This is a genomic window from Arenibacter algicola (genome assembly GCF_018860365.1).
GTDB classification, from domain to species: Bacteria; Bacteroidota; Bacteroidia; order Flavobacteriales; family Flavobacteriaceae; genus Arenibacter; species Arenibacter algicola_B.
In genome coordinates this window covers 270,511-285,508 of the sequence record NZ_JAHKPO010000013.1, presented here as the reverse complement: position 1 = coordinate 285,508, position 14,998 = coordinate 270,511, and the positions used below count along the sequence as shown (strand labels likewise).

At 41.1% G+C, this 14,998-nt stretch carries 13 protein-coding genes; 8 read left to right on the top strand and 5 right to left on the bottom strand.

Translation table 11 applies throughout. From position 1 onward, the window contains the following. Window positions 1-95: 95 nt before the first annotated feature. The 4 genes from KO529_RS09915 (at window position 96) to KO529_RS09900 (ending at window position 4,498) form a co-directional block, all read left to right on the top strand. Window positions 96-338: a FeoA family protein gene (locus KO529_RS09915; RefSeq protein ID WP_103438986.1), complete on the top strand. Its 243-nt coding sequence runs from the start codon at window positions 96-98 to the stop codon at window positions 336-338. Continuing rightward, window positions 335-2,572 (top strand): ferrous iron transport protein B, encoded by a 2,238-nt coding sequence (gene feoB, locus KO529_RS09910; RefSeq protein WP_215947735.1) that lies wholly within the window; start codon window positions 335-337, stop codon window positions 2,570-2,572. The genes KO529_RS09915 and feoB overlap by 4 nt, the downstream gene beginning before the upstream one ends. Window positions 2,573-2,677: 105 nt before the next feature. Beyond that, entirely contained in the window at window positions 2,678-2,827 is a 150-nt protein-coding gene (locus KO529_RS09905) for a hypothetical protein (RefSeq protein WP_178346947.1), read from the top strand. Window positions 2,828-2,965: 138 nt separating this feature from the next. Further along, window positions 2,966-4,498, top strand: a complete 1,533-nt coding sequence (locus tag KO529_RS09900; RefSeq protein ID WP_215947734.1) for a carboxypeptidase-like regulatory domain-containing protein — start codon at window positions 2,966-2,968, stop codon at window positions 4,496-4,498. 3 nt (window positions 4,499-4,501) lie between these two features. Here the strand turns inward: KO529_RS09900 and KO529_RS09895 are convergent, their stop codons facing one another. From KO529_RS09895 to KO529_RS09875, 5 genes are read right to left on the bottom strand one after another with little or no spacing between them, the layout of a single operon-like run. Beyond that, on the bottom strand, window positions 4,502-4,888 hold the full coding sequence (locus tag KO529_RS09895; protein ID WP_215947733.1) for a DUF423 domain-containing protein: 387 nt from the start codon (window positions 4,886-4,888) through the stop codon (window positions 4,502-4,504). A gap of 34 nt (window positions 4,889-4,922) precedes the next feature. Further along, on the bottom strand, window positions 4,923-5,336 hold the full coding sequence (locus KO529_RS09890) for a DUF2141 domain-containing protein (RefSeq protein WP_215947732.1): 414 nt from the start codon (window positions 5,334-5,336) through the stop codon (window positions 4,923-4,925). A 33-nt stretch (window positions 5,337-5,369) separates the two neighbouring features. Then, window positions 5,370-5,801 carry a hypothetical protein gene (locus tag KO529_RS09885; RefSeq protein ID WP_215947731.1) on the bottom strand — a complete coding sequence of 144 codons (432 nt, stop codon included), beginning with the start codon at window positions 5,799-5,801 and terminating at the stop codon, window positions 5,370-5,372. Window positions 5,802-5,846: 45 nt separating this feature from the next. After that, on the bottom strand, window positions 5,847-6,668 hold the full coding sequence (locus KO529_RS09880) for a ZIP family metal transporter (protein ID WP_142190254.1): 822 nt from the start codon (window positions 6,666-6,668) through the stop codon (window positions 5,847-5,849). Further along, complete coding sequence (locus KO529_RS09875; protein ID WP_215947730.1) at window positions 6,665-7,327, bottom strand: metal-dependent transcriptional regulator; 663 nt, start codon at window positions 7,325-7,327, stop codon at window positions 6,665-6,667. The genes KO529_RS09880 and KO529_RS09875 overlap by 4 nt, the downstream gene beginning before the upstream one ends. Window positions 7,328-7,406: 79 nt before the next feature. On the opposite strand from KO529_RS09875, the gene KO529_RS09870 reads away from it, so the two are divergent. From KO529_RS09870 to KO529_RS09855, 4 genes are all read left to right on the top strand, one after another. Continuing rightward, window positions 7,407-9,710: a TonB-dependent receptor gene (locus tag KO529_RS09870; RefSeq protein ID WP_215947729.1), complete on the top strand. Its 2,304-nt coding sequence runs from the start codon at window positions 7,407-7,409 to the stop codon at window positions 9,708-9,710. A 5-nt stretch (window positions 9,711-9,715) separates the two neighbouring features. Next, the gene (locus KO529_RS09865; protein WP_215947728.1) at window positions 9,716-10,204 is read left to right on the top strand and encodes a thioredoxin family protein; all 489 of its coding nucleotides are present in this window, start codon (window positions 9,716-9,718) and stop codon (window positions 10,202-10,204) included. A gap of 135 nt (window positions 10,205-10,339) precedes the next feature. Next, the gene (locus KO529_RS09860; RefSeq protein WP_215947727.1) at window positions 10,340-11,482 is read left to right on the top strand and encodes a lycopene cyclase family protein; all 1,143 of its coding nucleotides are present in this window, start codon (window positions 10,340-10,342) and stop codon (window positions 11,480-11,482) included. Window positions 11,483-11,554: 72 nt separating this feature from the next. Then, on the top strand, window positions 11,555-14,965 hold the full coding sequence (locus KO529_RS09855; RefSeq protein WP_215947726.1) for a HEAT repeat domain-containing protein: 3,411 nt from the start codon (window positions 11,555-11,557) through the stop codon (window positions 14,963-14,965). The last annotated feature ends 33 nt before the right edge of the window (window positions 14,966-14,998 follow it).

Genomic DNA, 14,998 nt, shown 5'->3' with positions numbered 1-14,998 from the left:
CAGACCATTAAAGCATCAACTTTTTATAGTTTTACCCTCTTACTTCATCTTTTTCTTTTATTTTTGTGCTTAATTAAAATCAATCTAAATAAAAATTGACTACAACTGTAGCACATTTAAGGCGAGGGCAAAAGGGAATCATCAAGGAATTTGCCGATGGAATTCTTCCCATTAAGCTATTGGAACTAGGTTGTCTACCGGGCAACGAAATAGAATTGGTACAGGTAGCCCCTCTTAAAGACCCCATATACATTAACGTTAACGGCACCCATATCGCTATTAGGCGTTCCATGGCCGCCTTAATAGAGTTAGAAATTATTGAAGATTCCCCACTATGAGCAAACAGATCAAGGTTGCGCTTATAGGCAATCCCAATACTGGTAAAACTTCGGTCTTTAACCAACTTACCGGATTAAAACAAAAAGTAGGGAACTACCCAGGGATTACCGTAGAAAAAAAGGAAGGGGTCTGTAAATTACCCAGGGGTGTAAAGGCCCATATCCTGGATCTCCCAGGTACCTATAGCCTTAATACTACTTCCTTGGACGAGAGCGTAGTTGTAGAACTATTGCTCAACAAAAATGACAAGGATTTTCCGGATGTTGCGGTCGTAATAAGCGATGTTGAAAACCTAAAAAGAAATCTTCTTCTCTTTACACAGATCAAGGACCTTAAAATTCCGGTGATCTTGGTCATCAATATGGCCGATCGTATGTCCAGAACGGGTATTTCCCTGGATATTGAACTATTGGAAGAAAAGCTGGATACCAAAATTGCATTGGTAAGTACCAGAAAAGGGACAGGTATAGACCGAATCAAAGAATTGATCGCCGATTATAAAAATCTGTCCATTACCCCCAATGTAGACACTACGGTAATTGCGCCCGAGTATTTTGAAAAACTAAAGGCCACTTTCCCCAAAGAAGATCTTTACAAACTATGGCTGGTTATTACACAGGATGTAAATTTTATGCCCATAGAAAAGAATCCGATCAACATTGCCGCCTCTTTTGCCACCAAATCCAAATCCGAATTAAAACGACTTCAACAAAAGGAAACCATTCTTAGGTATCAATTTATAAACGGTATCCTAAAACAGGCCTATAAGGTAGATATTAACGCAGCCAAAGGTCTCAGGGCCACCTTGGACAAGATCTTGACGCACAAAATATTCGGATATCTTATATTTTTCGTCATCCTACTGACTATTTTCCAAGCCATATACGATTGGAGCAGTTACCCAATGGATTTTATTGACGAATCCTTTGCTTCTGCCAGTGAATGGGTCAAGGACACTTTACCCCCTGGGGTATTTACTAATTTGATAGCGGAAGGAATTCTCGCTGGAATAGGTGGAATCGTTATTTTTATTCCCCAAATAGCCTTTTTGTTCTTTTTTATTGCCCTTTTGGAGGAATCTGGCTATATGAGCCGGGTTGTTTTTTTAATGGACAAATTGATGCGTCCCTTTGGTTTAAGCGGTAAGAGCGTAGTGCCTTTAATTTCGGGAACGGCTTGTGCAATTCCCGCCATCATGGCCACAAGGACCATTGAGAACTGGAAGGAGCGACTTATTACCATTTTGGTTACCCCCTTTACTACCTGTTCTGCGCGCTTACCGGTTTATCTGATCATTATTGCCCTGGTAATCCCAGAAGGAAGATTTTTGGGCCTAAGTTATCAGGCCTTGACCTTAATGCTCCTGTATCTAATGGGGTTTGGCGCAGCTATATTTTCGGCGATGATCTTGAACAAGATTATGAAGATCAAGAGCAAGACCTTTTTTGTCATGGAAATGCCCAATTATAAGTTACCACTTGTGAAGAATGTGGTGTATACTGTGTGGGAAAAGACTAAAAGTTTTGTACTGGGTGCGGGAAAAATTATATTGGCCATCTCCATTATTCTATGGTTTTTGGGCTCCAATGGCTTTTCCAATGATTTTGAAAATGCCGACGAAATTGTAAGAGAGCAAATTGAAAAACAAGGATTTTCGGATTTTAATAAAACCAATATTGAAAGTACAATGGCCTCCTATAAATTAGCCTTACAGGATAGCATTGAGAAAAAAACCTATGCTTTGGACCAAACAGCACTAATGGACTCCCTAAGCGTAAAAGAAATGGCCTTAAAAGAAAAGGCTACCCACCAGGAAATTGCAAGTTATAAACTGGAAAATTCCTATATGGGATACATGGGAAAGGCCATAGAACCTGTGGTGCGCCCGTTAGGGTATGATTGGAAAATTGGTATTGCCGTCCTTACTTCCTTTGCCGCAAGAGAGGTCTTTGTGGGTACCTTGGCTACCATCTATAGCGTGGGCAGTGATGAAGAGGATACTATAAAGAACAGAATGGCCGCCGAAATCGATCCCAAAACAAAAAAACCTTTATTTAATCTGGCCTCAGGGATATCCTTGTTGCTTTTCTATGCTTTCGCCATGCAATGCATGAGTACGCTCGCCATAGTAAAAAGGGAGACAAATACTTGGAAATGGCCTGCAGCCCAGCTGGTTTTTATGAGTCTTTTTGCGTATATTGTAGCATTGATTGCATACCAGATTTTAAAGTAATCCGGACGATCAAAAAAAGGAAAAAAAGTAACGGACTTTGGTTCCGATAGATAAATAAGCAGCTTTAAACTTTTATCTGTTCAACGTTCAAAACGAATAATAAAAATGAGTATTCTTCAACACATACTGGTCTATATCACAGTTGCCTTGGCATTCGGGTATCTCGTTAAGAAATTCCTATTGCCAAAATCTTTGTTTGCAGGAAAAAAACGAAACTCCAAAGCCTGTGGTGATGGGGATTGTGGTTGTCATTAATCTTGTATTACAACCCATTTAATTCCCTCAACACCTATTACGACCAGCTGAAAAAGTAGAATTGTGTCTTAAAATAATCACAAGTCCATTGGATTCAGAATTCCAATTCCTTAATTTGGTGTTCCTTAGACCTCTTCTATGCTATTAAATAGAACCTTAATTACTACTTTTCTAATTGTTTTTGGATTTTGCTACAATCAGGCCCAAATTGTTACCTCTGTTGTAAAAGACTCCGCAACCCAACAACCTATACCCTACGCCACCGTACAATTATCCAATAAAAAAGGGGTGATTACCAATGAAGAAGGCCGTTTTAGTTTACAGATCGATCCAAACACCAAGGAAACCGACTCCCTTTTTATTTCATGCATGGGATATGAAGCCTTGGGCAAGCCATTGAACGAATTCAAGGAAAGTGTCATTTTTTTAAGTGCAAAACCCATAGAGTTAAATCCTGTTATTGTAAGTAATAAACAATATACTGCGGAAGAACTTATTGAACAGGTAAAAATCAATATCGACAGAAATTACAGTACCAATCTCACTAAAAAACGCGTGTTTTTCCGGGATTCCTACCATCAAACCCTCACAAAAAGCAACTATACGTTCAAGGAATCTACTATAGAGGCCCTAAACAAGAAATTCTTGGACAGTGTACTAAATTCCATCCCAAGAAAATCCAGTCGATACACCGAGATCCTAGGTGACTTTTATGGCAATTTTGAAGAGGACAACCAAAAACTGACCCTAATAAAGGCTTCGGACCTTTATGATAAGCAAAGTGAATTGGACCTGACTTCCTTGGAGGAAAAATTCAATGACATTCTAAAGAAAAATATTAAGCCCGATTCCTATTTCAAAATAAAATCGGGACTATTTGGCACTAAAGTGGACGCGGACGAATTTATGACCTTCGCAACCGATTCTACCGATGCCGAGGCCCTGAAGAAGGAACTGGCAGAAAAGAAAAAAAAGGAAGAAGAGCGCAAGAAGAATTTTGCCTCCTTTAAAAAGGGAAGTTTGGGGAAAATTATGGAAAAACAGTTCTTTCTCAAGGATTCCGACCTCAACTTTATCAACAAAGACAATCGCTACGATTTTAAGATGATAGATTTTACCTATTGGGGCGATGATGCGGTGTATATTTTGGATTTTGAGCCCAAAAGGGGTGCGGACTACAAGGGAAGGCTATATATAAATGCCGATGATTTTGCCATTATCCGGTTAGATTACAACAATGTTAAATCATTAAGAACCTTTAAACTTTTAGGTATTTCCTTGGATCAATATTTGGACAGGGGCAAAATGATCTTCTCTAAAAACGAAGACGGATTTTATTATTTGCGCTATCTGGAAGAGGAACTGGGCGCAAAAGTGGGAATAAAAAGACCTTTAAAGATAATTGAACTGAACAAGCGAGTAAAAGGAAGGAACAAACAAAATGAACTTCACTTAAAATTGGATATGGCCAGCAGCGGCATAAATAAGCACGAACTTATCCTTTTTGATACTGAGGATATCACGGAACAAGAATTCAATTCCATTAAGGAAAATAACACGGTACTTCCGACCTATATGCCAAATTATGATCCAGAATTTTGGAAGGGATATAACATTTTGGAACCCAACCAGGCTATTAAGGATTTTACCGCCCAAGTGGAGATTGATTGAATACTACACTAAATTTTGGATAAAGGAATAGAGCAATAAGCCCCATCCCATTACCAATAGTAATCCTCCAATTGGCGTAATAGGCCCCAGAATCCTGATCTTCTTCCCCTTGGCCGCACTTATGGAAAGACCATAAATACTAAAGGAAAAAAGAAATATCCCAATAATAAAACAATAAATCATATAACGTTCCAAGGCGGTTTCCAGGTTAAAGTTAAATCCTAAAACCAACAACAAAATGGCATGGTACATTTGATACTTTACACCTGTTTCAAAACTTTTTAACTGTTGTTCATTCAATGTCTTTTTTAGTGCGTGCGCCCCAAAGGCACCAAATACCACCGCTAAAAGACCATAAAGGGAACCCATTACATGAGCTATAAGTACCATAAAACTGTTATTACAAAGGTTAAAACTATATCTCCTAATTGAACTGCATCTTCAAATCCAAGTCCCTATTCAAATTAAAGGCACACTCCCTATAGCTGGGAGGTCCAAATGCCTTGATCTTGGCGTTGGAGAAGGCAACGGATTCCTTGGGGATTCCCAACCAATTTGTATCCAACTTGTCGTTTCCGTTTTCGTCATGAAAAATGGCAACGGCGTATTCCCCGTTGGGAAGATCCATAATCTTGAAGTTGGTGGTTGCCTCCTGTGCTGCAATCCGGTCTACCTTAAAAACCTCTTCGAATTTTAAAAATCCCTGGGAGCGATTATATATAGCAATATTTATATTCCCCAAAGAAGATTTCACGCCCTGTACTTCTACAGAAAGGTTGTGTTGGGACATCCCTAAAAAGGGAAAAGCAAACAGCAATAGCCAACTATATTTCTTCATGGTTACAGCAAAATCTACACCCAAATACAACATCTATTGTTTGGGCGGATTAATTTTATTGGACAAAAACTGATACATAAGCTCGGTTTCGGTACTATCGGGCATGTTTAAAAATAATTTCATGGAATCCTTATAGACCAACCTGATCTTTTGTTGGGATAGTTTATCTACATAAACATATACTTTGTTCGTACTTAGGCTATCCTCCTTAAAAACGCCCTTTTCCCTTTCCTTAACAGAGAAACCATTGATGCGCTCCATAGAAGGTATCTTTTCCACCATAGTAACACTATCCATATCGGCATATGGTATTTTTACGAAATATATTCCGGACAATATTTCCAGCTCCTCCTTTTCTGTCTTTACCCAATTTTTGTAATGTGCCGTAAAAGCTAGGGCCACAACAATTATTGTGACCACAATAAGCAAGTTGAGCAACCAATGTCTTTTTTCAGTTTTTCCCATATTATTAGTGAAGATAGACGATTAATTTATAAAAAATAGAACATTTCAACTAAGTCCAACATCCAGTGCCATCATTATTATAAAACCTCCTATAAAACCCATAGTGGCAATGTCCGTATACTTGTCCTGTTGCGTTTCCGGAATTACTTCTTCCACCACCACAAATATCATTGCACCGGCCGCAAAAGAAAGTGCATAGGGCAAAATGGGCTGAAATGTAAGAACGGCCCAAGCCCCCAACACTGCGGCAATGGGTTCTACCAAAGCAGAGGCCTGACCAAACATAAAGCTCTTTCTTCGGCTTAGCCCCTGTCTTCTCAATGGCATGGCAACAGCAAAACCCTCCGGGAAATTTTGGAGGCCTATCCCCAGGGCCAAAGCCACGGCACCGCCAATAGTAGCCCCGTCAAATCCTGCGGCCACACCCCCGAATAATACCCCAACGGCAAGTCCCTCCGGAATATTGTGCAAGGTAATCGCCAAAGTTAACAAGGTGGTTTTATGCCATGGTGTTTTAATACCCTCCTTTTCATTTTCCTTAAAGTTGATATGCAAATGCGGCAAGACCTTATCCAATCCAAAAAGAAATAATGCCCCCAATAAAAATCCAACTGCCGCCGGAATTACTTTTACAAATCCCTCCCCAGGGCTCATTTCTATTCCCGGTGCCAAAAGACTCCAGAAGCTGGCGGCTACCATAACCCCTCCGGTAAAACCCAACATCCCGTCCAACACTGCACGGTTCATGGTCTTAAAGAAAAAGACCAGTGCAGCTCCCAGAGCTGTTAATCCCCAAGTAAATAAGGTGGCATAAAAAGCAGCCAAAATAGGGTCAATTGCTTCAAAATAATCAATAACCTCCTTCATATTTCATCACTGGCTTTAATATACAAATTAGAAGCAATGACATGTGAAATTTGCATTTTTCTGCCATCAATCTCAATATTCAAAGAACCATCAAACTCTTCTATCTCCATTACCTTTATCTGGTTCCCCAAAGCTATGCCGTTCTTATCCAGGAATTTTAAAAAGGTAGCGGACGAATCCTTGACGCCAACACATACCCCTCCTGTATTTACGGGGACTTCACTCAATAACTCCCTGTCCCTTTCCTTAAATCCACCGTTCTTGTCGGGTATGGGATCTCCGTGTGGATCAAACTTAGGATATGCCAACAACCGATCTAGACTATCTATAAGTTTATCACTTTTAATATGCTCCAACTGTTCCGCCACTTCGTGCACCTCATCCCAGGAAAAATCCAACTTCTCCACCAAAAATACCTCCCAAAGTCTATGTTTTCTAATGATGTTCAATGCCGTTTTGTTTCCTAAGGCAGTCAAAGAAACCCCTTGGTAACGCTTGTAGTTTACCAGGTCCTTTTCGGACAGTCTCTTGATCATATCCGTAACCGAAGAAGGTTTGGTTTCCATTAGTTCAGCAATAGCATTGGTGGCTACTTCCTGGGTGCCCTTTCTTCCTAAATGAAAAATAGTCTTAATATAGTTTTCTTCCGAACGTGTCATTAAATACTTATTTACACAAAAATACATTTTTATTTATAAAAACAAATTTTTAGATTTGTCTAAATTTTAATTTAAATTGATGAAAAATATATTGTTGGCAAGTCTTCTTTTACCCCTTTTAAACCTTTATTCGCAAACCGGAACATTAGTTGGTACGGTCATTTCCGATGGGGAGGTTTTGCCCTGGGCCACAATACAACTTAAGGGCACCCAGCTAGGTACCACTACTGATGAAGCCGGGAAGTATATCCTTGAGGCCCCTTTTGGAACCTATACCGTGGTATGTAAAAGCATAGGATACAAATCCGTGGAAAAAGTAGTTACGCTAAACAACTCCCTTCCCTTGCAACTAAATTTTCAATTGGATGAAGATGTAATGGGGTTGGAACAAGTAGTGGTAACGGGTACCCGGACAGACAAAAGACGTACGGACTCTCCTGTAATCGTAAATTTGATCAATAGCAAAACATTGGATAATGTAGTGGCAACCAATCTTTCCGAAGGCCTAAGATTTCAACCTGGCCTACGTATTGAAACCGATTGCCAAACCTGCAATTACACCCAATTGCGCATAAACGGACTACAAGGAGGCTATTCCCAAATCCTTATCAACGGGAGACCCATTTTTAGCCCTCTTACCGGTTTATATGGCATGGAGCAAATTCCTACCAATATGATAGAACGCATTGAAATAGTCCGAGGAGGCGTCTCGGCCCTGTATGGATCCAGTGCCATTGGGGGGACAGTAAACGTGATGACCAAGATTCCAAGGAAAAACGATTATACCCTCACCTATACTTACCAAAATATGGGAAATAGCAGTAACGACCACCTTCTTGTTGGAAATGCAACTGTAGTCAACACCAAAAGAAATGCCGGAGCTACCTTTTTTGTCAGCAAGCGGGACCGTGACACCTATGATGCCAACGGCGATAATTTTTCTGAGCTACCACAGCTAAAAAACAATTCCTTTGGCACCAATTTCTTTTATATCCCTCAAGAAAACCAAAAACTGGAAGCGAGTATAAGTAGTATTAATGAATATCGATATGGTGGTGAGATAGTGGATAAACCCGCACATTTGGCACAGCAGTCGGAAGAAAGGACCCATAACGTGCTTATGGGCAGTTTGGATTATCAGATTAATTTTAATGAAGAAAAAAGTGCTTTGATACTCTATTATGGGGGTCAATATACCGATCGCGATCATTATACCGGCATCATACCGGACGAGGAACCCCAATTGGGCCAGTTTTATGCGGACCCTCCCTATGGCATATCCAATGTTACCACCCATCAAGGGGGGGCACAGTACAATCATAGATTCAACTCCTTTTTAGGGGGCAAGACCGTATTTACCCTTGGTTCCGAGTATGTATATGACGAGGTGTTGGATATAATTGAAGCCTATAATTACAAAATAGATCAGACCACAAGAAATCTTGGAGGTTTTGTACAGAATGATTGGGACATAACTTCAGATTTAAATTTTCTTTCAGGATTTAGAATAGACCAACACAACCTCTTGGACAAGGCCATTTTAAGCCCTAGGCTTTCCTTGCTGTACAAATGGAAGAAAGAGACACAATTAAGACTGGGCTGGGGCACAGGTTTCAGGGCGCCTCAAGCCTTTGATACCGATTTGCACATTGCGTTTGCCGGGGGTGGCATTTCGCGCATATCCCTATCGGATAATCTAAAAGAAGAACGCTCCAACAGTTTTACGGCATCAGTGAATTATGACAAGGCAAGGGAACACTTTATTGCAGGGTTCACCTTGGAGGGATTTTATACGCATCTAAATGATGCCTTTTATCTTTTCCCATTGGGGGAAGACCAATTTGGTGAACGTTTCGAAAAGAGAAATGGCAGCGGTGCCACCGTAAAAGGCATTACCCTGGAAACAAGGGCTAATTTTGATTATTTGCTACAGATCGATGCAGGCCTGACCCTACAATCCAGCCTCTTCGATGATGCCGTGGAGAATATTAAAGGCTTGGAAACCAAACGGGAATTTCTAAGAACCCCCAATAATTACGGTTACGCTACCTTTACCTATACGCCCACCAAAAAATTGAGTGCCAGCGCCAATATAGTATATACAGGTCCTATGGAACTGGTCCATTTTAGTGGAGAAGGAACCGGGCAGGCTCTGGATGAATACACTAGGTCCCCGTCTTTCACGGAACTGAGTCTCAGGCTTGGGTACAATTTTGAATTTTCCAATATGGATACCGGAATGGAGGTTTTCGGTGGGGTAAAAAACTTGACCAACGCTTATCAGGACGATTTCGACCTGGGTAAAAATAGGGATAGTAATTACGTTTATGGCCCGGGGGCACCCAGGACAGTTTTTGTTGGACTAAGAATAAAATCATTGTAATAGGCATGAAAAATAAGCTGACCTTATTAACACTCGTTTGTCTATTTAACGTTGGCTCCGGTATTACATATGCCCAGGTAAAGAATGGGATACAATGGATCAGCTTTGAGCAATTGCACGATTCCCTAAAGGTGCATCCAAAAAAAATATTTATCGATTTTTATGCGGATTGGTGCGCTCCCTGTCTAAAAATGGATGAAGTAGCTTTCAAAAACCCTAAGGTTATCCATAAACTCAACAACGACTATTATGCCGTGAAGATGAATGTGGAAACAACGGATACCATAGTTTTCGGGCAACAAAGTTTTATCAATAAGCGGGCCAATAAACGCAATCCCATACACGAAATCCCGCTTCTTTTAGCCAGTAGAAAAGACGCTCCCTTTACCTTGCCCGCTATGGTTTTGATGGATTCCAAATTTATTGCCCAAGCACGCTATTTCCAGTATCTGGATGCAGAACAATTACTCTCAATACTGGAAAAAATGCCCTGAACACCGCCAAATTTATATCGTTCAGGGAAATGTAAGTTCTATAAATAGAATTTGTACTTTTGGATTGCATCCTAATGATGGATGTCATATCATTTATTAACTCGGCTTAATTCCTAGACAATAGAGCGTATTTCCATGGCAACCTACGATTATATTATTATTGGCGCAGGGGCCTCTGGCTTGTTACTTGCAGATGCTTTGGGCAAGGATAATTTCTTCGCACAGAAATCAATTCTGTTGTTGGAAAAAAATTGGAATAAACAGAATGATCGTACCTGGTGTTTTTGGGAAATTGGCCAAGGTAATTTTGATGCCATACTACACAAGACCTGGGACCATATTTTTGTAGGAGATAATGAATATTCCAAACATACTCCCATTGCCCCTTATAAATATAAGATGCTTCGTGCAGAGGATTTTTACCATACTTACCGCAACAAAATAAATCACCATCCCAACATCACTTTTTTGGAAGGGAATGTTGTCCACATAGAGGAGAGGGACAACCAAGTAATTGTCACCACTGATTCCCATTCCTTTATCAGCAAAAAGGTGTTCAATAGCATATTCGACTATAAGCCCCTGTTGCAACAAAAGAAATACCCGGTCCTACAGCAACATTTTATAGGGTGGTTTATAAAATCTGATAAACCGGTTTTTGATAGTCAACAGGCTACTTTTATGGATTTTTCTATCCCTCAAAAAGGAAACACCCGCTTTATGTACGTGTTGCCATTTTCCGAAACCGAAGCTTTGGTGGAATACACCTTATTCTCCAAAAATGTACTTCCCGATCAAGAATATGAAGAGGCTATAAAATCCTATCTTAAGGATGATCTAAATTGTAAAGAATACGAAATAATAGAAAAGGAAAAAGGAAGCATCCCAATGAGCTGTTATGATTTTAACATCCACAACAGCAAAAACATTTTGCATATTGGGATTGCCGGAGGATGGGCAAAGCCAAGTTCGGGCTATACCTTTATGCGTACACATCAAAAAACAGGAGCTTTAATCCCGTTTTTGAAAAAAGACAAACCACTAAATACCTTTTTTAAAAAGGACCGATTTTGGTTTTATGACCTACTATTGTTGGATATACTCCATAGGAACAACAATAAGGGAAGGTTAATTTTTGGACAACTGTTCAAACAACGGAAAGCCCAAAATATCTTTAAATTTTTGGATGAAAAAACCAGCCTTTGGGAAGACTTAAAAATTATAGCGGCCTGCCCCAAAAAAGAATTTATCCAGGCCCTTATACGTCGGGTATTTTAATTTAACAAGCAATATTTTATAATATTGATTTATACACGTATATTTTATTCTTTTTAAGACCAATTTAAACCCATGCGAAACAATATCTCCCTCAGAATTGCCCTAATAGTTTCTCTTTTTGGCATTTTCACCATTTCCTGCGATAAAAAACCCAAGCAACCAAAGGAACCTTTGTTGGTCATAAAAGAGGATACGGCAACCGCCCGGATCAGATTTAAGGAAATAAGGGAAAGCGTTCCCGCACAGGTTGCCGAAGGCTTAACCCTTACCTTATGGGCTTCGGATTCTTTGGCTCCAGATCCAGTGGCCATGTCCGTAGATGACAAAGGCAACATATACTTGACTAGGACCAATCGCCAAAAAAATTCTGAATTCGATATCAGGGGTTTTAGGCATTGGATGACCCCGTCCATTGCCCTGCAGTCTGTGGAAGACAGAAAAAACTTTTTACACGAAACCTTCGCCACCGAAAAAAGCAAAGAAAATGAATGGCTAAAAGACCTAAATAAAGATAGTATTCACGATTGGAGAGACCTTACGGTACAAAAGGAGGAGATATGGAAATTGGAGGACCAAAATGCTAGAGGTTATGCTAACGTCGCCACTAGAATTCTGAATGATTTTCACAAAGAAACCTCCGATGTGGCCGGAGCATTATTGGTTAGAAAAAATGATATGTTCGTAGGTATAGCCCCGGATATGTGGAGAATTACCGATGAGGATGGAGATGGCATAATAAGCGATAAAACTTCCATTTCCCATGGTTATGGAGTTCATATCGGTTTTGGAGGGCATGGAATGTCGGGCGCCATTGAAGGTCCTGACGGGAGAATATATTGGGGAATTGGCGATATAGGGGCTAATATTACCACCGCTGACGGGACACATCATAAATATCCAAATCAAGGGGTTATTGTAAGGTCCAATCCCGATGGAAGCGATTTTGAGGTTTTTGCGGCGGGAGTACGCAATACCCACGAATTTGTATTTGACGAATACGGCAATATTATTACCGCGGATAATGACGGGGACCACCGCGGAGAAAGCGAACGCTTGGTATATATTGTGGAAGGATCGGACGCAGGTTGGCGCTCCAACTGGCAATATGGCAAGTACACCGATCCAAAAAACAATGGGTACAACGTTTGGATGGATGAAAAACTGTTCGTTCCACATTGGGAAGGTCAGGCCGCCTATATTATACCGCCCATTATGAATTTTCATAATGGTCCCACAGGAATGGCCTACAACCCGGGCACGGCATTGGGCAAGGAATGGAAAAATAAATTCTTTCTGGTAGAGTTTGTTGGCAATCCAAGTAGATCGCACATATGGAGTTTCGACCTTAAACCGAAAGGGGCCTCCTTTGAACTGAATAAGGAACAAGATATTTTAAGCGGAATTCTACCCACAGGAATTCGTTTCGCTCCTGATGGGGCACTATATATTGCAGATTGGATGAACGGCTGGGACACCAAAAATTACGGCCGGGTCTGGAAGTTGGATGTGGCTGGGAACAAAAACGACCTGAAGGCGGAAAGAAAGGAAACAGAGCGACTAATGACCCTGGATTATACGGATCAAAGCGTGGATAAATTAACCCAATTTCTATCCTATCCCGATATGCGTATTCGACAAAAGGCACAGTTCGAATTGGCCAATAGGGACAACAAGGGTCTAAAAGCCTTTACCGCGGCAATCTCACAAAAGCAAAACCAATTGGCCCGGGTACACGGCATTTGGGGCATTGGACAGTTGGCAAGAACAAATTTGCAAAGGGCCGAATCACTAATAGGGCTTTTAAAGGACAGTGATGCGGAAATAGTGGCACAGGCTGCCAAAACCTTGGGCGATGTAAAATATAATAATGCAGGGCCCGATTTAATTGCCCTACTGGGACACCAAAATGCCAGGGTCCGTTTCTTTGCCGCCCAGGCCTTGGGCAGGATAAAGAACAGAAATGCCATTGGGCCCCTTCTAAAAATGTTGGAAACCAATAATGACGAAGATCTATATTTAAGACATGCCGGGGTATTGGCATTGACGAGAATCGGGGAAGTTGCCCCAATTGTTGCCTTGGCCAAAAGCGAAAACAGAAGTTTGCGCATTGCAGCGGTATTGGTGTTGAGACGTCTACATAATGAACAGTTAGCCCTATTTTTAAGGGACTCGGATGAATACATAGTTACCGAGGCCGCAAGGGCAATAAACGATGATTGGTCTATTGAACCAGCCTTGCCAGCTTTAGCCTCCTTGTTGAAAGAGGAAAGATTTACCTCTGAACCATTGTTGCGCAGAAGTATCAATGCTGCTCTTAGGGTTGGTGGCGAGAAGGAACTGGACCTACTTATCAACTTTGCAAAAAGAGAATCCGTTTCAAGCAATCTTAGAGGCGAGGCATTGGCAGCCATTGGTACTTGGGCCTCCCCATCCGTATTGGATAGGGTAGATGGCCGCTACAGGGGCGAGATCAACAGGGATGCCATTGTAGTAAAGCAGAAGATAGAAAAGTATATTCCCGACTTTTTAAAGGATAAAAATCCGGACATTTTGGTAGCTACAGCCAAGGCCATAAGCTCATTGAAGATCGAAGGGTATAATGCCCAAATGGCACAGATTATGAAAAGCCATGCTTTTCCAGAGGTACGTTCGGCCATGTTGGCGGCGCTAGGGGACCTAAATTACACCAAAATAGAAGAGGCTATGAAGATAGGCATGGCGGATAAAGATAGGGATGTCCGCACTGTAGCGGTAGGATTGGTAACACAGTTAGATCTCCCCAAAGAAAAGCTTCCCGCCATTGTGGAACCTATATTCAAAAGTGGATCCATTGTGGAGCAACAGAAGATGTTGAGTGTCCTGGGAGAAATGCCCCTAGAAAAAAGTAAGGACGTATTAATCTCCCTTATAAAACAGGGGAATAACAAAAAGCTTTCCAACAGTGTTATCTTGGATTTAACAGAGGCTGTTGAGGCTACCCAATCCGAAGAGCTTATTGCGCAATTGGACAAACTAAAAGCCCATGGAGACGGTTTGGAAGCCTATACCGAGACTCTTAACGGGGGAAATAGAAGAGCGGGTTATCAGTATTTCAACACCAATTCCGCCGGACAGTGTGTTAGATGCCATGCCCTTGGCGGTGCCGGTGGAGCGGTGGGTCCGGCTTTGGACAATATAGGTAACATTTTAAGCAGGGAACAACTTCTTGAAGCCTTGATAAATCCTAGTGCACGCTTATCGCCAGGATATGGAATGGTTACCGTTACCCTAAAGGACGGACAATTGGTTACGGGAATATTGGAGGAAGAAACCGAAGATGAACTTATACTAAAAACTTCGGATGCGGAACCCATGGAAATTGCTTTGTCCCGAATAGACAAAAGACAAAATATGGCTTCAGGGATGCCTCCCATGGGGACAATAATGTCTAAAAGGGAAATAAGGGATGTGATCGAATTTTTGGCCAACTTGAAAAAGGATTAACCTAATACCAAAGTAGATCCCATATGGTCTCTA